This window comes from Paenibacillus sp. Marseille-P2973 (assembly GCF_018101095.1).
Classification (GTDB): domain Bacteria; phylum Bacillota; class Bacilli; order Paenibacillales; family Paenibacillaceae; genus Fontibacillus; species Fontibacillus vini.
This window is the reverse complement of sequence record NZ_JAGQEH010000021.1, coordinates 1-18266: the sequence shown is the minus strand read 5'-3', so window position 1 is coordinate 18266 and position 18266 is coordinate 1. Positions and strand designations below refer to the sequence as shown.

Annotated in this window: 14 protein-coding genes, 17 tRNA genes and 1 rRNA gene; 4 read left to right on the top strand and 28 right to left on the bottom strand. The window is 49.6% G+C overall.

Translation table 11 applies throughout. From position 1 onward, the window contains the following. Window position 1: 1 nt before the first annotated feature. Together KB559_RS23465 and KB559_RS23460 are read right to left on the bottom strand one after the other, a co-directional pair. Complete coding sequence (locus KB559_RS23465; RefSeq protein WP_211025672.1) at window positions 2-676, bottom strand: PspA/IM30 family protein; 675 nt, start codon at window positions 674-676, stop codon at window positions 2-4. A gap of 60 nt (window positions 677-736) precedes the next feature. Continuing rightward, window positions 737-1033: a hypothetical protein gene (locus KB559_RS23460; RefSeq protein WP_211025669.1), complete on the bottom strand. Its 297-nt coding sequence runs from the start codon at window positions 1031-1033 to the stop codon at window positions 737-739. A gap of 355 nt (window positions 1034-1388) precedes the next feature. Here KB559_RS23460 and KB559_RS23455 point away from each other — a divergent pair, with 355 nt between their 5' ends. The 4 genes from KB559_RS23455 to KB559_RS23440 all read left to right on the top strand — a co-directional run bounded on the left by KB559_RS23455 (window position 1389) and on the right by KB559_RS23440 (window position 5406). Further along, a complete protein-coding gene (locus KB559_RS23455) occupies window positions 1389-2666 on the top strand; it encodes an ArsB/NhaD family transporter (protein WP_211025667.1) in 1278 nt (425 codons plus the stop codon). Between the two features lie 630 nt (window positions 2667-3296). Beyond that, the gene (locus KB559_RS23450; protein WP_211025665.1) at window positions 3297-3650 is read left to right on the top strand and encodes a hypothetical protein; all 354 of its coding nucleotides are present in this window, start codon (window positions 3297-3299) and stop codon (window positions 3648-3650) included. A 107-nt stretch (window positions 3651-3757) separates the two neighbouring features. Further along, on the top strand, window positions 3758-4252 hold the full coding sequence (locus tag KB559_RS23445; protein ID WP_211025663.1) for a cation:proton antiporter regulatory subunit: 495 nt from the start codon (window positions 3758-3760) through the stop codon (window positions 4250-4252). Window positions 4253-4554: 302 nt separating this feature from the next. Then, the gene (locus KB559_RS23440) at window positions 4555-5406 is read left to right on the top strand and encodes a YitT family protein (protein ID WP_211025661.1); all 852 of its coding nucleotides are present in this window, start codon (window positions 4555-4557) and stop codon (window positions 5404-5406) included. Between the two features lie 158 nt (window positions 5407-5564). Here KB559_RS23440 and KB559_RS23435 read toward each other — a convergent pair whose 3' ends face one another. The 26 genes from KB559_RS23435 to KB559_RS23310 all read right to left on the bottom strand — a co-directional run. Beyond that, window positions 5565-7409: a DUF2264 domain-containing protein gene (locus tag KB559_RS23435; protein ID WP_211025659.1), complete on the bottom strand. Its 1845-nt coding sequence runs from the start codon at window positions 7407-7409 to the stop codon at window positions 5565-5567. A 45-nt stretch (window positions 7410-7454) separates the two neighbouring features. Continuing rightward, complete coding sequence (locus KB559_RS23430; RefSeq protein WP_481856479.1) at window positions 7455-8594, bottom strand: glycoside hydrolase family 88 protein; 1140 nt, start codon at window positions 8592-8594, stop codon at window positions 7455-7457. Window positions 8595-8630: 36 nt separating this feature from the next. Next, on the bottom strand, window positions 8631-10463 hold the full coding sequence (locus KB559_RS23425) for a heparinase II/III family protein (protein WP_211025654.1): 1833 nt from the start codon (window positions 10461-10463) through the stop codon (window positions 8631-8633). A gap of 291 nt (window positions 10464-10754) precedes the next feature. After that, complete coding sequence (gene nrdG, locus KB559_RS23420) at window positions 10755-11258, bottom strand: anaerobic ribonucleoside-triphosphate reductase activating protein (protein ID WP_211025652.1); 504 nt, start codon at window positions 11256-11258, stop codon at window positions 10755-10757. Window positions 11259-11263: 5 nt separating this feature from the next. Beyond that, window positions 11264-13444, bottom strand: a complete 2181-nt coding sequence (gene nrdD, locus KB559_RS23415) for an anaerobic ribonucleoside-triphosphate reductase (protein ID WP_211025650.1) — start codon at window positions 13442-13444, stop codon at window positions 11264-11266. 196 nt (window positions 13445-13640) lie between these two features. After that, the gene (locus KB559_RS23410) at window positions 13641-14372 is read right to left on the bottom strand and encodes a class I SAM-dependent methyltransferase (RefSeq protein ID WP_211025647.1); all 732 of its coding nucleotides are present in this window, start codon (window positions 14370-14372) and stop codon (window positions 13641-13643) included. A gap of 21 nt (window positions 14373-14393) precedes the next feature. Next, window positions 14394-15248 (bottom strand): aminoglycoside 6-adenylyltransferase, encoded by an 855-nt coding sequence (gene ant(6), locus KB559_RS23405; protein WP_211025645.1) that lies wholly within the window; start codon window positions 15246-15248, stop codon window positions 14394-14396. Window positions 15249-15291: 43 nt separating this feature from the next. Continuing rightward, on the bottom strand, window positions 15292-16167 hold the full coding sequence (locus KB559_RS23400; protein WP_211025643.1) for an alpha/beta fold hydrolase: 876 nt from the start codon (window positions 16165-16167) through the stop codon (window positions 15292-15294). A gap of 193 nt (window positions 16168-16360) precedes the next feature. Next, window positions 16361-16440 (bottom strand) — tRNA-Leu (locus KB559_RS23395). A 34-nt stretch (window positions 16441-16474) separates the two neighbouring features. Continuing rightward, a tRNA-Arg gene (locus tag KB559_RS23390) sits at window positions 16475-16551 on the bottom strand. Window positions 16552-16563: 12 nt separating this feature from the next. Next, window positions 16564-16649, bottom strand: a tRNA-Leu gene (locus KB559_RS23385). Between the two features lie 11 nt (window positions 16650-16660). Next, window positions 16661-16734: transfer RNA gene (locus tag KB559_RS23380), tRNA-Cys, on the bottom strand. 11 nt (window positions 16735-16745) lie between these two features. Further along, window positions 16746-16820 (bottom strand) — tRNA-Gly (locus tag KB559_RS23375). 6 nt (window positions 16821-16826) lie between these two features. Then, window positions 16827-16901: transfer RNA gene (locus tag KB559_RS23370), tRNA-Gln, on the bottom strand. A 22-nt stretch (window positions 16902-16923) separates the two neighbouring features. Further along, window positions 16924-16999, bottom strand: a tRNA-His gene (locus tag KB559_RS23365). Between the two features lie 28 nt (window positions 17000-17027). Then, window positions 17028-17101: transfer RNA gene (locus tag KB559_RS23360), tRNA-Trp, on the bottom strand. 8 nt (window positions 17102-17109) lie between these two features. Further along, a tRNA-Tyr gene (locus tag KB559_RS23355) sits at window positions 17110-17194 on the bottom strand. A 5-nt stretch (window positions 17195-17199) separates the two neighbouring features. Beyond that, a tRNA-Thr gene (locus KB559_RS23350) sits at window positions 17200-17275 on the bottom strand. Window positions 17276-17298: 23 nt separating this feature from the next. Then, window positions 17299-17374 (bottom strand) — tRNA-Phe (locus KB559_RS23345). 84 nt (window positions 17375-17458) lie between these two features. Further along, window positions 17459-17535 (bottom strand) — tRNA-Asp (locus tag KB559_RS23340). Window positions 17536-17568: 33 nt separating this feature from the next. Then, window positions 17569-17642, bottom strand: a tRNA-Met gene (locus tag KB559_RS23335). A gap of 37 nt (window positions 17643-17679) precedes the next feature. Then, window positions 17680-17755: transfer RNA gene (locus KB559_RS23330), tRNA-Val, on the bottom strand. 60 nt (window positions 17756-17815) lie between these two features. Continuing rightward, window positions 17816-17890: transfer RNA gene (locus tag KB559_RS23325), tRNA-Glu, on the bottom strand. A 21-nt stretch (window positions 17891-17911) separates the two neighbouring features. Then, window positions 17912-18003, bottom strand: a tRNA-Ser gene (locus KB559_RS23320). Between the two features lie 3 nt (window positions 18004-18006). After that, a tRNA-Asn gene (locus tag KB559_RS23315) sits at window positions 18007-18082 on the bottom strand. Window positions 18083-18147: 65 nt separating this feature from the next. After that, window positions 18148-18266: ribosomal RNA gene (locus KB559_RS23310) — 23S ribosomal RNA — on the bottom strand; the annotation flags it as partial.

Here is an 18266-nt window from a genome sequence, read left to right as displayed (position 1 = left end):
ATTACTCCTCTCCTTTGTTATTCAGCTTCTGCTTCAAACGGGAGAGCTCCTGTTCCAGAGTCGATTGGATTGCGGATCCGGCCTGGTTTACGAAGTCCTGACCTGCTTTGCGCAAATCGCGTAAGCTCCGGGCCTCCCATTCCATATCGGATACCCGGTCCTCCAGACGATTGAACATTTTCGGAACGTCTTGTGTCCCGTATCCGTTCATCCGCTGGTTCATCCGCTGCTGCAAACGAAGAGTTTCCATTCTGGCGTAATAGTACTGCCGTTTGCTGTAGACCACCTGATATTCGGTCTTCAGCTCATGAAGCTGATGTTCAAGTTCCTGAAGCGACTCCAAACTCTGCGTGTAAAGATCGGTATACTGCTCGATTTTTTCGTCGTACAACATCTTCTCCTGCAGCGCGAGCTTGGCTAGATGTTCTTCACCTGCCTTCAGGGCAAGCAGCGCCTGTTCCTCACGCTTGTTCCGCATGGTTGTCGCCTGATCCACCTGCTGTTTCAGTTGTTTGGTGTGACCGGCGTATTGATGATGAAGCTTCTCGGCTTCCGCAATTTCCTGGCGGGTCTCGATCAGGAATTGGTCGATCAAGCGTACCGGATCCTGTGATTGTTCCAGGCGTTCATTCAAGTTTGCTACTGTAATATCCCGTACTCGGCGAAATACACTCATGCTCTTTTGTCCCTCCTAACCTTTCGGCTATTCTTCTATCAAATGTATTCGTATATATGATCAGTAACCCCGCTTGCCTTTGAGGGAGGAAATCCCGTATACGATCAATCCGATTCCGAGCACCGGAACGATCAGCCAAGCCAGCTTGGAGATCAAGGATATAATCCCCAGGAACAGAACGATCCACCCGAAAAACGCATTTCCGCGCTTTATTCCATAGTAGCCAAGAGCGATCATCGCTATCGCGAGTACCAAGCCGAACAGGCTACCCAGGAACGGAGTCAATTTGCCCAGCAGAATCAGAACGCCAAGGGCAATAAGTATTATCGCAAAACCATTGGGCCGATTTGTTCTCATTGTTTATCACCGCCTCTCATTTGTTCAACCTTATGACTCTATTTTAGGCCTGAATGGGTTTCTTCAAAACGGACCGGGGACGGTTTTTGAACCTAGACCAAAGTCGAGGTAAGGTTCCGCCTCAGGATAGACAGGCGATTCTGACGCCCCCCGGTTTTCAGTCTTTACTTTTCAAATAGCCCATAATATAATGATAAATGCACTAAAAACAATAGAAAACGACAGTTATCGGAGGAGCCTGCCATGTTGTGGGCTCTTTTTGCCTATTTTCAGGCTTATAAGGCATAATTCCGCCCCTTCATGGCAATCTATACAGTAGTCCGAATTGCTGTTTACCCAACCGAGGAGGAGTAATATGGAACATCAAGCTATTTGGGCAATCGCCATCTTTTTGCTAACTTATGCACTTATTATTTCAGAGAAGATTCATCGGACACTACTGGCCATGGTCGGAGCCGTACTGATGATCGTGCTGGGCATCATTGACCAGGAATCGGCCATCCACCACATTGATTTCAATACGCTCGGATTGCTGATCGGGATGATGATTATCGTCAATACGACGGCGGAAACGGGTCTCTTCAACTATATAGGGATTTGGACGGCCAAGAAGGCCAAAGGTAATCCGCTTACGATCTTGTGGCTTCTCGCCCTCATTACGGCGGTAGGCTCAGCCTTTCTCGATAATGTCACGACCATTATTTTAATGGTGCCTGTGGCATTCAGCATTACTCGCCAGTTGAAAGTAAAACCTTTTCCTTACGTTTTCGCATTGGTTATCGCCTCCAATATCGGAGGTACAGCTACGCTGATCGGGGATCCGCCAAACATTATGATCGGCAGTGCCGTTAAAGAGCTGACCTTCATGGCGTTCCTGCAAAATCTCGCCCCGGTTGCGATCCTGATTCTGGCGGTAACATTGCCGCTCTTCATTCTGATTTTCCGGAAAGGCTTGAAAACCTCAGACGCACTTCGCGAGGGCATGATGAAAATGAGCCTGAATGGACTGATTTCGGACCGGAAGCTTTTGGTGAAATGCCTGACGATTCTGGGGCTCACCCTGATTGGATTTTTCATGCATCAAACCTTCCACTTGGAATCCGCAACCGTAGCCTTGGCCGGAGCTTTTCTCCTTCTGTTGCTTACAGGCGAACATGTGATGGAAAGAGCTTTCCGAACCGTGGAATGGCCGACGATCTTTTTCTTCGTGGGACTGTTCGTGCTTGTAGGCGGACTGATCGAAACCGGAACCATCAAGCAGCTGGCGGAGCGGGCTATCGATTTAACCGGGGGAGACCCGCTGTTTACTTCGATGCTCATTTTGTGGCTGAGCGCCATAGCTTCTGCTTTTCTGGATAACATACCGTTTGTGGCCACGATGATTCCGATGATCCAGGACATGGGAAGTATGGGGATCAACAATCTCGAGCCGCTTTGGTGGAGCTTGGCGCTAGGCGCTTGCCTTGGCGGCAACGGCTCGCTGATTGGAGCGAGCGCCAACCTGATCGCTGCCGGCATGTCCGCTAAAGAAGGAGAACCGATTAGCTTTATGAAATTCTTAAAATACGGTTTTCCGCTAATGCTGCTATCCGTTGCGATAGCAAGTGTTTATATTTTGATTCGCTACTTTTAAAGCCTGGAATGGAAAAGTCGACTTTTCAGCACCGAGAAGGTTGGATGAAGGAGGGACTGAGGAGCGGAGCGTAAGCAAAACCTACGTGAGCACCGGAAGGCCCTTCTGAATTCAAGATTCGATGCCGGATATGGAGCCTGAGACACTTCGTGATCAAAAGATGATTTTTTAACTACCTCTTTCAATCTGTGTTCAAAAAGTCGACTTTTCAGCACCGAGAAGGTTGGATGAAGAAGGGACTGAGGAGCGAAGCGTAGGCAAAACCTACGTGAGCACCGGAAGGCCCTTCTGAATTCAAAATTCGATGCCGGATATGGAGCCTGAGACACTTCGTGATCAAAAGATGACTTTTTAACTACCTCTTTCAATCTGTGTTCAAAAAGTCGACTTTTTAGCACCGAGAAGGTTGGATGAAGAAGGGACTGAGGAGCGGAGCGTAGGCAAAACCTACGTGAGCACCGGAAGGCCCTTCTGAATTCAAGATTCGATGCCGGATATGGAGCCTGAGACACTTCGTGATCAAAAGATGACTTTTTAACTACCTCTATAAAGTCTTAAATTCTTTGAGATAAAAGGCATTGTATGCTATCCTTTGAAGTAAGTAACTATAATTCAAAGGGAGGGATAAACATGAGGAAGCGGATCCCAAAGGTAGCCACAGTACTGGTTATTGCGTTTCTGACCTGCTTCATGTTTTTGTCCCTTCCCGTTCTTTCTTTGACTCCCGGGGTATCCGAGAATATGGGAAAGGATGCATTTGATACAGAGCAGAGCAATCGTTCCTACAAGGTAACTCTTCGTCTTAATTCTTCGCATCAGGGCAAGCTATTTATTGACAGAGCTGCATCTTCATTTCTGGCAGCCTCTGTACTGGCACTACTAACGCTTGTCATTCCGCGGGTTTTTCTTCGCCCGTTCTTTTACCTGTTTAAGAAACGTATTGTACTCATGCCGATCAAATTTACGAGTATGTTCGTGGCTTGATATTGGCTGCCTGCGCAGTCTTATTAGGCCTGGGCCGGTGAATTTCCGGCATTATTATCCAAACCCTATCGGGAATGGTTACTATGAACTCTGGAGGCTTGAAGCTAATGAATCTCAAAGAAACGGATTTGCCGGGCATAGGTAAAAAATTTGTTGTCCAAACGCGCAGCGGTGAAAAATTGGCAATCATCATTCATGATGACGGCCGACGGGAAATGTATCATTATGATGAAGAAAATCCTGATGACCGTACTCGTAAGATTGTGTTGGATGATGACGAAGCAAGATACGTGTCGGCGATTGTCGGAGGCGTAACCTACCAACCAACCGCCCTTGAAAATATTGAAGTTGCGCTAGGCGGTCTTATTATCGAATCGTATCGTCTTGAATCGAATTTTAAAGCTATCGGCAAAACTATAGGTGAACTGAGAATTCGCCAGCGGTCCGGTGCGACCATCATCGCTGTGATCGAGAATAACCAGAAGAAGCACGTCAATCCGGGTGCGGATTTGATGCTTACGGCTAACGCTACGGTTGTCGTAATCGGAGAACGCCTGCATCAACAACAAATCAGACACATTCTGCTGAATGGCAGTGTTTGATTGTCATATCGTACTTGGTCCGGCGGTCGCCCTCATTGCGGCCGCCGGACTAATCTCTATTAAAACTTCGTTTTTCTTATCCGAATCGGCCCGTCCGTATTTATCGGAGTCAACTTAGCGCTTGGAGTCCTCTTATAAAACATATCCGCGTTTCTCATGTTTAACCGCAATGTGCCATTCCCGTCGCCGAAGCGATCGGCGCTCTTCTCCTGGTTCTGTTGATTTGCCGAAACGAAGTACGTCAAAGAGATCGAAGAATTCGGCTTCCACAAATTTCGTACCCTTGGAAAGGGGGAGTGAGCTTGAAAAACAAACTCACGGCCGAATCTCCAATGCACGACCGCCGAGATCCATGGCGGATATATCCCTTTTTACTCAGACTGGCCGGCATCATCGCCGGAGCCTTGCTTGCCGCTGCTGGATTGGAACTGTTTCTTATGCCGCATGGCATCGTAGTAGGCGGGGTGACCGGCTTATCCGCGCTCTTTGCCCTATCGACGGAAATGAGGCTCGGCTTGTTCTTATTCCTGCTGAACCTGCCGTTACTTGTGCTGGCACGCAAAAATATCGATGCTTCCTTTGCGATATTTACGGTATGCGGCCTGCTTGTATTCTCTATAGGCACAATCCTGCTGCACCCTTATCCGGCGCTTATGGGCAATCCGCTGTTTGCCGCTTTGATCGGCGGTCTTTCGCTGGGACTCGGTCTAGGCCTAGCTTTGCGCTTTGGAGGCGCCCTCGATACGGCTGAGAAGGCCGTGGAAAGGTTTCGTTCCCTTAAACGAAAAAGCCTTTCGCCGGAGGGAATGATGATGATGCTGAACTGCTTCATCCTGCTAGCCGCCGGGTTTCACTTTGGCTTTGAACAAGCCGTATATTCGGTAACCGCCTATATTCTCGCTTATGAATCGGTGAAAATACCGCTGTTTGGCTTAAAACTAAACGTCCTGGTGCAGATTGAAAGCCGGGAATGCGCCGAGATTCAAACTGCGCTGGCGCGCTATCTAAACCGCCGCGCCGCTTATGTCGGGGAAGCTTCAAGCAACGGCATCCCCCAGATGCTGGAATACAAATGCCATCGATGGGAAATGCCTCGTCTCAAAGCGATCGTGAAAAATTGCGATCCGGACAGCGAAATTTCCATCCGTTCTTGAGATTTGTACCATCATCTTCATGCCTCCTTTTTTGCTTTATGATTAAACGCAAAACGTCCCCGATACCTGCCGGATCAATTCCGGCGGGATCGTGGACGTTTGTTGTTTTCCTTATTGAAGAGAAATCCGGATCTGTCACGTTTCAGCCTTCGGACTATTTATCCAATTCGCAGAGCTTCTCCATCTTCCAGTTTGATTACCACCGTGCCAGGCTCCACGGTTACTCCCAGCCCTTGCAGCGCCTCCGCAAGCTCCGGTACCTCCCCGTTCCCCGGCTGACCGTATACGGCCGCCGCGATTAAATGGGTTCCCGGCTCCAGCGCGGCCACTAACGTCGGGAGAACCGTGCGCGGATGCAGCAGATTGGTATTCGCATTCGGATATACCATCAGACCTTCGTCATAACCTAGAAGGCCGTGAATTCCCGAATGGCCCGTAGTGTTGACCGCTCCTACATCCTGCCCGTTCACCTTCACGCCCTGCTCTTCCTGCAAGCCCAGCGCAAACCCGCCTTCGGCGGCATCCAGGCTGCGACCGGTCGTGATCCGGTGAACCCGGACATGCCACGGCAAGCCCGCGACGATCCAGGTCTCAACCTCTACATTGGACCAAGGCAGCCACCTTGCGTACAAGACATGGCCGCGGATCCAGGTTTCCTCATTCTTACGGCGGACGCGATACAAATTGTCGCGTTCACTAAGCCCGAGCATCGAGTCCATAGCAGCTTGGCCGAGCCCCCACTCCGCTCTCGGCACGCTGAAGCCGAACGCCGAAGAGTAAGCAAACTTCTCATATTTGGCCGAGGTGTGGGTATGCTCATTCGACGACAAATGACCGGCATTAAAGGCGGTGACATGTCCGGTGCTTTCCTGGCGGCACAGCACCAGGTGAGGTTCTTTTTGGACGGACAAAGCAGGTAATGAGGGCAATTCCTGCTCCTGCTCGCTCCAAAAACGCTCCGAATCCTCTAGGGCAAGCACCAGAAATGTCTTCAATGCCCAGTATGGAGAGCCCGGCGAATTATAGTTCTCCCCCATCACCAGATTGGGATAAGCATAGCCGACCGTCAGAACGCCGCCGGCGTCAAAGATCGGCTGCTTGAACCACCAGCGCAAATTACGCAGGATAAGTCCCTTCACCACGCCCGGAGTGAAGGTATCGGTCCAGGCCTCCGCGTAGGCAAATGCGCTCCAGAAGGCGGACTGGGCGAAACGGTACGTCATGCTGCGCCCGTAGGCGAGAGCGGCCCCGTCGGACGAAAACCATTGAATGAAATCTCCGGCAAATCGTTTTGCTCGTTCCTTAAATCGCAGGCAGCGTTCCGGATCTTCCTTCTCCATAAGCTTGGAGTAGACCAAGCCATAGTAATGGATCGCAAATGGCACATAGTAGTCGCTATGTCCTCCCTCCCCATCGCTATACCATCCGCCGCCAAGATAAAACTGCTCAATACGCTGCAGGTTTTTCTCCATTTGAACCTTGTCGTACGGTTGGCCCGTCTTGTAAAAGCCCATATTGACCATGACATGAAAGAAGAGCCAGTTGCAATCATGGCAAGGGTGGGAATTGATCGTGTTCAGCCAGTTATACAAATTGCGGCGCTGCCGCTCCTCAAGCGGCTCCCAGATCCGCTCCGGAATCATACTAAGCGCCATGCCGAGAACAGCCATCTCCACCAGACGTTGATCGTAATCTCCTACGTCTCCCCAATAATCTTTATGTTCCGGATCGGTTCCGCTGATGATTCCCCGCAAGCAGTCCTCCCACAATTCGTCTGTGCCGCCTCCCGCCAAATGCGGGACGATCCCCCAAAGAATGCGGGAGAACCCCTCCATACCGGCAATCTCTTCTCCGTATCCGGCACTGCTCCCTTTGATCGGGAGCCGGCTTCCTCCTGCAGCATACAGTGGTTTAAGCGGTCTTACGAGCTGTCGAAGCGCATCTTGGAGATCCTGCTTACTGTCCAGCGGATTATGTTCGATCGATTTCAAAATGCCTTCCATGGAGCCACGTCCTCTCCTTCATCTAGTCGCCTAGCGTTCCCTTGCTTATTCCCAGAAAAACGGTCCGCAGCCTTTCAGGCGGGCAAGTCCTTCGACAAAATAGTAGTCGCCGTAAATGAGGGGTACATCCACGTTAGATCCCTGCGGATAATGGCTGGTCCCATGAAGCAGAAGACCTTCCTCCGCCGGATTCTCCCAATCGCCGTAATTTTCGTACAGCGATTTGAGGATGCGCTCCCCTGCGGCAAAATAGACTCCTGCATCCTCTTGGCCGTCAAGCATCTGCGCCAGCAAAATGAGGCCGCTTGCCGCGCAGGAAGCGGCCGACGTGTCGCGCAGCTGCCGAAGCTCCTCCGGCGCGCGGAAATCCCAAGCGGGCACGTGATCTTCCGGCAAACGACTGAGGAAGAAATGGGCCGCTCTCATCGCGGCGGTCAGGTAGTCGTGCTTGCCAGTATGATGATAGGCAAGGGTCAGTCCGTAAATGGCCCAGGCTGCGCCGCGGGACCAGGCCGACTCCGGAGCATACCCTTGTCCTCCCAGCCCTTCCACCTTGTCGCCCGTCACCGGATCGAAATTAATGATATGGTAGACAGAGCCATCCTTGCGAATAAAATGCTGTACGACCGTATCCAGATGCGCCTCTGCAATATGGGCAAAGCGCGGATCTCCGCTAACCCGGGAGGCCCAGAACAAGAGCGGCATATTCATGCAGCAATCGATGATGGCCACGCCTTCGTTCCGCTCTCCTTCCGACCATGGATTCCAGGCCCGAATATAGCGGCCCTTCAGATTAAAGCGGGCGGCAAGGTAATTGGCCGCCTTGAGCGCTCTGACCCGGGATTCCTCATTGCCGGTCAATGTGTAGTTCGCTACGCTGGTCAGCGTCCACATGAAGCCGAGATCATGATCCAGCCGGACATAAGCGTCCAGAACGCGGTCCAGCTTAGCCTCGCATGCCTCGGCAATTAGCTTGAGCTCCTCCTTGCCGCTCCCGTTATACAGCAGCCATAGCAGGCCCGGCCAGAATCCGGCGGTCCACCATTCGGGTTCGGCCAGATCATAGACTCCGCCCTTGCTGGCGTGCGGAAAGTTAGAGCCGATTCTCGCCGAATTCCGCAGCGTCTTGTTCAGGGATTGATTCCAAGCCTCGTTCACCCATGCCAACTTCTTTGCCATTTGCATCAGTTCCTCCGCTTCGAAATATATGATGAACTTTATTCAACTTATATTGATATTTGTAAATTTGAATTTGAACAACAACTCCAATTCCGTATTCGCCTCAGGCTTCTTCACATGGAAGTCCAGCGCATAGTAAACGGTGTCCTCACCGAAATGATTGCGGAAGGTGATCTCGTTCACCTCAGTCCGCAGGCGTTCGGAATCATAATGCAGTTCCAGACCCATGGAGCCGCAGGCAAGGAGCATTACTCCCGCTGTCTCCGATTCCGCAGGCTTGATCAGCGAAATGAAGCGTTCCGTCAAGCGCTGCGGGGCACTGGCAAACCGATAAACATCCTGCATTTCCAATTCAGGCAACGCCGTCTTGCGCCAAACCCAAGATCTCGTGAACGACTCCAGTCCTTCGCAGATATAAGCTGCGGATAGCTCCACCGCCAGCCTGCTCTCGGAGTCGCTGATCAACTGCTCCAGAATCGTCGCGGCTTGGCCGCGGCCTTCGGACTGGAGCACGCCGTCGATGATCGGGACGGAATGTCCCTGAGAACCGTTGCAGTCATAAACATACCTGGCTTCCCGAAAATAGTCCTTCGTATATTCACCGCATCCGAGATCGGACAGAAAAAAGTCGCCCCCGCCGGCCAAAATAAACTGGCCCAGATCGTTATGGTTGTGCGGCTCGTCATTGTGCCCGCCTTTGGCGGCGAAGCCGAAAGTGCCCGCTTCCGTCTCCGCACGGGAGAGCAGCCAGCCGGCATCTTCAAGCCAGAAATCGCCGGGGTCCCAGTCGGCGCAATCTTCCGCAAGGCCGCGCCAAAGCAGATTGCGGAGTGCCGGGGCCCAGCGGCTGCAATGATCCTCACGGAAATCGGCGCACAGCGATACCGGCGGAGATTGGACCTCCTCATACTTGGCTGCAAGATACCTCGACAATCCAAGCTGGACACTCGCATGCGGCAACGCATCCGAAAAATTGACGACCGCGTTGCCGCCAAGGAAGCACTTTTGTTGGAAACCCGCGATTCGGCGGACTTTCTCCTCGCTGAACCAGTCCAGCTTGCCCCCGCTGCGCTTCGACAGCAAATCGGAGTAATATACGAAATAACCAAATCCGTAATTCCAGTAGCTTAAGCCTTCCAGACAGGCGCCGTCATCGCCGAAGCCCCGTAAATAAAAGCCCATACTGCGCTGCATCTTCTCCAGAATCCGGGCCAGCCGTTCATTGTCACGTTCTTCATGAAGCAATAAAAGCGCAGCTGAGCCGATCGAACCGGCGCATACCGCCGACCAATTATGCTCCGCCTCTTCCCAGCTATAGGGGCCGTTCTCCAGAAAAGGCTGGAACAGCCGCTCATCCACCATCTCTCCGATCACCGCGCGGAGCATCGGCGGCAGCCGTTCGCCGAGCAGCAGGCGAAGCTCCGCCAGCGTAAAGCCGGTCTCCGCCGCAAATAAATCGATGGCCTTCCGGGGCGACTCATCGTTGCTGAGATGAGCCGGTAAGCACCAGGTCACTTCGCCGCAAATCGACCAGACCGCATCCAGCAAGGCTGCCTCGTAACGTTCACACTCCGGCTCCAGCAGCGAGAGAATCGCAAATGTCCCCAGCCGCCTTCTTTTTTCGAAATATACCGACTCGTATTCAAGTCTTGAGCCCTGCTTGTAAAACAGCGAAAACAACGAATAGGTCAATTCCTCGGCCGGAGCGGCAAGCAGTCGCCTCCCCTCCGACGTGATCTCGGCAACATCCGCCGCGTAATCCCCGCTGCTTCGTACCATGTTCCAGAACGTCGCTCCGTCCCCTCCCGGATAATACAATTCCGGACCGGCAGGCGTCATGTTCCTTACAAGCTCCGCAAGCCTGGTGATGTCCATCGCGCTGCTCCCTTTTCTTGTACTTTGACTCTTTAATTTATCTCCCCTCTATCATAACGAAACCACCCAAATGTTCATAGTGAACATTTAGATATGATACTGAACTTTTCGCACCCAAAATACAGTTTATATCAGTTTAAATAGTTCGATATCCCGCATTTCAGAAAAATCCCGAGCCGTGGATCCGACCAGCACGGGAATGATCGAAATGACGCTAGCCGCGACGACGGAATCCTAAAACCTAACAGCCCCCGCCTTGAACTTCAAGACGAGGGCTGTGTATATTTCTTATTATAGGGGCATTAGTACAGCCTGCTTTGTTCGTAAGCTTTCTTTCACATCGATCACGCGTTGATTGTTGGAGCCCCTCCACTTTAACTTCAGATTGCGCTGTTCCAGGATGAACTTCCCGTCGATAAGCACGTCGCAACAAGATAGCAGCTTCCGTTTGTTATCGTCCGCGATAATCTCTTCGAACGTATAACCGGACCAGACCCAGATATCCTTACCTTTGCATTCGTTGCGAACCCTTGAAGCTAGCCGCAGCAGTCCATCGACATTCTGAAACGGTTCTCCGCCCAATATGGACAAGCCGGTAATCTGAACATCCGGCATATTCAAATCGCCAATGATCTGTTCTTCCAGTTCTTCCGTATAAGGCTTCCCGTAATTAAAGTTCCATGTAGCCGCATTAAAACAGCCCTTGCAGTGATGCGTACAGCCTGATGTAAATATCGAATGCCGGAGTCCTCTTCCATTGATGACGTCAAATCTTTTATAATCCGCGATATTCATTAGGCTCACATATGCTTCACGCGGGAGAGAACTTCTTTTTGCTTGCCCGCATTAAACGGCCGTTGGCTCGGCTCCGACAAATACCCGCAGCAGCGCCGGATGACGGAAGAGGTTTTCGGATTGGCATTGCCGCAGTTCGGACATTCAAAGCCAGTATTTGTCGCTTCAAACTCACCTTCAAACCCGCACTCCAGGCATCGATCGGTCGGCGTATTCGTTCCAAAATAGGGCACCCGTTCATAAGCGTAATCCCATACCGCTTCCAGCGCCTCCGGATTGTTGACCATCGAATCGAATTCGCAGTACGTAATAAATCCGCCGCTTGCGTATTGAGGGTAATCCTTCTCGAATTGTATCTTTTCAAATGGAGTCACTTTCTTGTTCACGTCGAGATGGAAGGAGTTCGTATAATAACCTTTATCCGTCACTCCTTCAACACGGCCGAACTTCTCCTCATCCAGTCTGCAGAAGCGGTAGCATAGGGATTCGGCCGGTGTGGAATACAAGCTGAAGCCGTAACCGGTCTCCTCTTTCCATTGCTCGGCTTTTTGGCTTAAGTACTGCACGATCTGCAACCCTTTATTTCGCAATTCCTGATCGTCAAAAAGACAGGTTCCGTACAAAGCCATCATCGTTTCATGGATGCCGATATAGCCTAACGAGATGCTGGCTCTTCCGTTCTTAAGCAGATGATCGATGGTATCCTCCGGTTGAAGGCGGCTGCCCGCGGCGCCCTCCATATACAAGATCGGGGCCACCTTCGCTTTGACGCCTTTTAAGCGCTCAATACGATACATGAGTCCTTCCTTGCACACTTCAAGAAGCTCATCCAGAAGGCGGTAAAAAGCGGCTTCCGAGCCGTTCGCTTTGACAGCGATCCGCGGCAAATTGGCGGTGACTACCCCCATGTTAAACCGGCCGTCATGGAGTTCCTCTCCGTTCTCCTCATATCTGCCCAAAAAAGAGCGGCAGCCCATCGGAAATTTGAAGGAGCCGGTAATTTCTTTGACCTTCGGTACGGAAATGATGTCGGGATACATTCGTAATGTACTGCATTTTAAAGCCAGTTGCTTGATGTCGTAGTTTGGATCCCCCGGCTTTAAGTTGACGCCCTCTTCCAGGCCAAAGATCAGCTTAGGGAAAATGGCGGTTTTCCCGTCTCTCCCAAGCCCGCGGATCCGGTTTTGCAAAATAGCGATCTGGATTTGCCGCTCCGCCCAAGACAATCCACGTCCGAAGCCGAATGTGCTGAAGGGGGTTTGTCCGTTGGCGCTCACCAGCGTATTGATTTCATATTCAAGAGATTGAAACGCATCATAGGTTTCTTTCTCGGTCAAACTTTTAGCATACTCAAAACAACGCGGGTACTTCTTATGTAATTTTTTATTTTCCCAGGAAATATCTATATCTTCGATTTCGTCTTTTTCCAGCATATACAGCCATTCCAGGCCTTTGCGATAGTGCTTTTTAAAAGATTCAAACACATAGGGGGCCAAAATTCTGTCTATTTCATTAATCGTATTGCCGCCATAGATGTGACTCGCCACTTGTGCGATAATCTGTGCCGTAATCGCTGTAGCGGTTGTAATAGACTTTGGTGTTTCGATCTGAGCATTGCCGAGCTTGAAGCCGTTCTCCAGCATTCCCTTCAGGTCAATTAGCATGCAGTTATAAATCGGGAAATAAGGGCTGTAATCCTGATCATGAAAATGAAGGTCCCCGCTGTTGTGGGCTTCGACAACCCGTTTGGGGATCATGTAGGTTTGGGCGAAATCCTTCGCCATGATGCCTGCCAGCAAATCTCGCTGCGTCGGAATGGTCGCCCCATCCTTATTGGAGTTCTCTTTCAGTACCTCTTCATTCGTGAGCTCCAGGAGCCCAAGTACCTTCTTATCCAGACTGCTGCGTTCACGCCGCTTCAATGTTCTAATTTCGCGATAGCCAATGTAGGCCTCGGCAGCGTCTTTCCTTCTGCTATTCATCAGCGCGGATTGAACTTCATCCTGAATATGCTCGATATCCACTTTCTCCAGCTTGGAGATTTTCCGCGTCACCTTGTCGGCTATCTTTTGTGCCAATTCGGAGTCGCCCTTTTTCTTCGTACTATTCATGGCCGCGCAAATCGCATCGATGATTTTCTGTTGATTGAATGCTACCTCTGAGCCGTCTCGCTTAATAACTATCATTTAATTCATCCTTCGTTAGTGATTTTAAATTAGGTATTCGACTAAGGGCGAGTTTGGGTGTGTTACCCCGCTTGTCCAGAAAGTATACCCCATTAAAAATCAACTTACAGTGATTATAGACACTGCCGAAGGCAAAATACTACTATATATAGTATTGAAAACTTCATTGTGTATGACTATGGTATTGGGTCCTTCCTTATTTATCTGCGGCAATCAACAAAAAGATGGGTCTTCGGCTTGCATCCTTCCATTCCGGATCCTGCTCGATCTGGTAATCTTCCGGCTTAAGTTCGGACATCTCCCGAATTCGAAATCCCGATGTAATGAGCGCATTCACCTGCGTCGCAATGCTTCGGTGATACTTGACGACATCATGATCAAGAAATCTTGCATTTCGCGGCCCTTCTTCATGATAACGATCGACCGGCCAATGCAATTTCTCTCCCCTCTCGCTGTAAACCCAGTCTTGTTCCGGAAGCGCGGTATACACCGGGTGCTCCACCGAATACACAAAGGTACCGCCGGATGCGAGACAGTGATAAACCTTGCGGCAAATGCTCTCAAAATCTCCAACATAATGGAGTGCGAGGGAACTGATCACCAGGTCAAACTCCCCCTCGGCATAATCGATATCTTCAATGGCGCTCCGCTGATATTTGATCTTCTCATCGCGGGTCATGCTTCTGGCACGCTCCAGCATTTTCTCAGAGAGATCCACGCCTACAACGTAACTGGCATCATGCTCCCGTACATATCTGCTGTGCCATCCATAACCGCAACCGAGATCAAGCACCTTTTTGTCCTTGAGTTCCGGAAGCATCGCCCGAAAAACGGACCACTCCCCGGCAGCATCCAACCCTCCTGTTGAACGGGGCATTTGGCTGTATTTCGTGAAGAAGCCTGGATCGTCATAGCTATTTTGTTTCATGGCAATCAACCTCCTTGTAGTTTACCTCAATGATGCGTAAATACTTTCAGTATACTTAGTGATAACCTCATCATAGTCGGGATAGTTATATTCAAGTCTTTCTGATACAGCTTTCGAGTATGTTCTAAATAAGTCATAACAAGTTAATAACGACTGCCACATTTCCGGATACCCATTCTCCGAATAGGTGGATAGGAGCTTTTCCCAATGTTCATTGGAAAGATAACGATTAATAAACTTATAGTTCTTCCCCACACTAAAATTGTACCCTTGCTCCGACCCGATGTTCCAGGCCATCATCCTCAGCAAATTAGGTCTAGCAATCTCATTGAGATGATCAATCGCAAACAGGATCTCTTTTCTCGCTAATCCTTTTACTACATAGGTCGAACCCATCCAGAACTCATTACAACAATCGTCAAATTCTCTTGCAGTAGGCTTTTTAATCCAATATTTATGATCGTTGGCGAAAACTTCATTCTTGAGCAGCAGGTCCTTGTCGAGCAACACTTCAACTAAACCATCGCTATTGGCAAAATAATCTTCCAACTCGTTAATGGGAATTAATGTCAGGTCTACTTTGTTTCCATCCTCAAAAATCATTAAATAGGAAAACCAATTCCCCAATTCTGGCGGAAACAGCTTCATATCTTCAGGCTTTTGCATCATGAGCATCTTACCGAAAACTCGAAGCCACTCATCATTTCCTTTGAAAGAATCAATATCTGTAACGAAATAAGAGAGGTCATAGTCTTGAAATCGATCAGGGAGAATGTTTTTGTTTGTGCGTGATCCTTCCAAAGTTACCAATCGAATTCGATCATCCTTAACAGCAAAATCCATAAGGAGTTTCATCATTTCTTGTTCACTTCTCAAGACAGTAACCCTCCATTTCGGAACCCTCGCAAATGAATACTATTTATGCAGTAGAAAGATTTCGTTGCTCTTGCCGTTTTAAGAACAACACTAATGCATCGTCATACTCAACCGCATGCTTTCCAATCCATATGAGATGTCCCCAGGAGTCAAGAATACATTGTTCTGCTTGGGGAATATATGCCTTTGCATATTCTGCATGGCTTAAAGGTACTGAACGATCATTTTTACTGTGCATGATTAACGTCGGCGCTTGAATATGGGCCATTTCTTTGGAATAATCATGCTGCGTGTGCTTTAAGTCAATGAGAAAACCTGAATGAGAGCGTTGCCGATTATTCATTTTGCGAAACTCTTCAATCGCGGTGTTGTCTATTCGTTGTTTTACTTCTGAATAAGGCAAATTTGAGAAAGAAGATGCCATCAATCTGAACATTAATTTCGGGAACAGGTTGCTGAATACCGCCAGCATCCTCCAAGTTCCTCTTTCCCTATTCGGATTAAAAATACGCATTCCAGCTCGATATGCTTGATCCGCCGGTGTCAGCCATGGTTTTGTAACCGCACACTGCAACGTAAAACTAGAGACCTTGGCAGGAAATAAGGAGCAAAACAAAATACCGCTAGGTCCGCCAGCTGAGATCGCCATGACATGGACATGATCAATGGATAAATGATCCAAGAGCTCTTTATACAAGCTGCATGCTTGGATCAACTCCATCACTGGCGTAGTACGGCCATATCCTGCACGAGAGGGAGTAATAATAGAGAATCCCGACTCTAACAACCGTTCATAGCCGAATACCTCCTGGCACCCCGAGTGCCCTCCATGAAGAAGCAATATGGGGATTCCTTTGCCAACTACCGTGTATTCCAGTGTTGTGTCTCCAACTTGAAGTGTATGAATTTCCCGACTCATTGTCTTCACCTTCACTCTCGTTCTACTTCACTCAAATGTTAGTCTAACAGCAACACATAAAATTTCCATCTTTTATTGCTCCACTCTGGTATAGGAAGGGCTGTTTTTTGCTGTTGCAGGCACGGAGAGCTCTCTCTTCAAAATAAAAAAAGTTCATCAGATATTATCTGATGAACTTTAGATTTAAATGTAATGCCGGTGAAGGGACTCGAACCCCCACGGTTTCCCTCACGATTTTGAGTCGCGCGCGTCTGCCAATTCCGCCACACCGGCATATTCATATTTATTTTCTTTAAGCGAGTTATAATGGCGTCCCCTAAGAGATTCGAACTCCTGACCTTTTGATTCGTAGTCAAACGCTCTATCCAGCTGAGCTAAGGGGACATAAATCAAAAGTGCGGAAGACCAGACTTGAACTGGTACGATAGTCACCTACCGCAGGATTTTAAGTCCTGTGCGTCTGCCGATTCCGCCACTCCCGCTAAAAAGAAAATGGAGGCGCCACCCAGATTCGAACTGGGGGTAGAGCTTTTGCAGAGCTGTGCCTTACCACTTGGCTATGGCGCCTTATAATAGAATGGAGCGGACGACGGGAATCGAACCCGCGACCCTCGCCTTGGCAAGGCGATGCTCTACCGCTGAGCCACGTCCGCTTAAAATGGCTGGGGATATAGGATTCGAACCTATGGATGACGGAGTCAAAGTCCGTTGCCTTACCGCTTGGCTAATCCCCAACGATTATTTTTTAGTTAAAAATGGGGCGATCGATGGGACTTGAACCCACGAATGCCGGAGCCACAATCCGGTGCGTTAACCCCTTCGCCACGACCGCCATAAAAAGTATTAAGTTATTTGAAAATTGGCAGGGGCAGCAGGAATTGAACCCACACCAAAGGTTTTGGAGACCTTTGTTCTACCTTTAAACTATGCCCCTATAAAAAGTGGTGGAGGCTGATGGATTCGAACCACCGAACTCGTAGAGAGCAGATTTACAGTCTGCCGTGTTTAGCCACTTCACTAAGCCTCCAAGTATGGTGCCGTCGAGAGGACTTGAACCCCCAACCTACTGATTACAAGTCAGTTGCTCTACCAATTGAGCTACAACGGCATGTTACCTATTCAATAAATCAATGGTGGCTCGGGACGGAATCGAACCGCCGACACGAGGATTTTCAGTCCTCTGCTCTACCGACTGAGCTACCGAGCCGTATTAAAAGTTTCGGAACCTTCTACCTACCCCGGTGCTATACTCAGCAATGGTTACAGTGACAGTTTCCTTCGTGTAAATAAATGGCGGAGCCGACGGGATTCGAACCCGCGGTCTCCTGCGTGACAGGCAGGCATGTTAGGCCTCTACACCACGGCTCCACACTGGTAAATCTTCATCCCTCAAAGGGATAATTGCGGGGGCAGGATTTGAACCTGCGGCCTTCGGGTTATGAGCCCGACGAGCTACCGGGCTGCTCCACCCCGCGTCAGTTAAAATGATTATTTACTTGTCAAAGTAAATTATGGTGGAGGCTGAGGGGATCGAACCCCCGACCCTCTGCTTGTAAGGCAGATGCTCTCCCAGCTGAGCTAAGCCTCCAGGGAAAGACAAATTTAATTGTACCAGAAACCTTAGTGTTAAATCAAGTGAAAAGTTAAATGGTGACCCGTAGGGGATTCGAACCCCTGTTACCTCCGTGAAAGGGAGGTGTCTTAACCCCTTGACCAACGGGCCTTACTTATTAAAGAAAAATTATGGCGGAGAGAGAGGGATTCGAACCCTCGAGACGCTTGTGACGCCTACACGATTTCCAATCGTGCTCCTTCGGCCAACTCGGACACCTCTCCATATGGCTCCCCGAACAGGACTCGAACCTGTGACAACTCGATTAACAGTCGAGTGCTCTACCAACTGAGCTATCAGGGAATATTCATTTTCAGATGATTGATCACCTGAAAACTGGATACGAAACTTGAGTTTGCGTTAGAAATTTGGATAAGCCCTCGACCGATTAGTACCTGTCAGCTCCATACATTGCTGCACTTCCACCTCAGGCCTATCAACCTCGTGGTCTTCAAGGGGTCTTACTAGTTGGGAAATCTCATCTTGA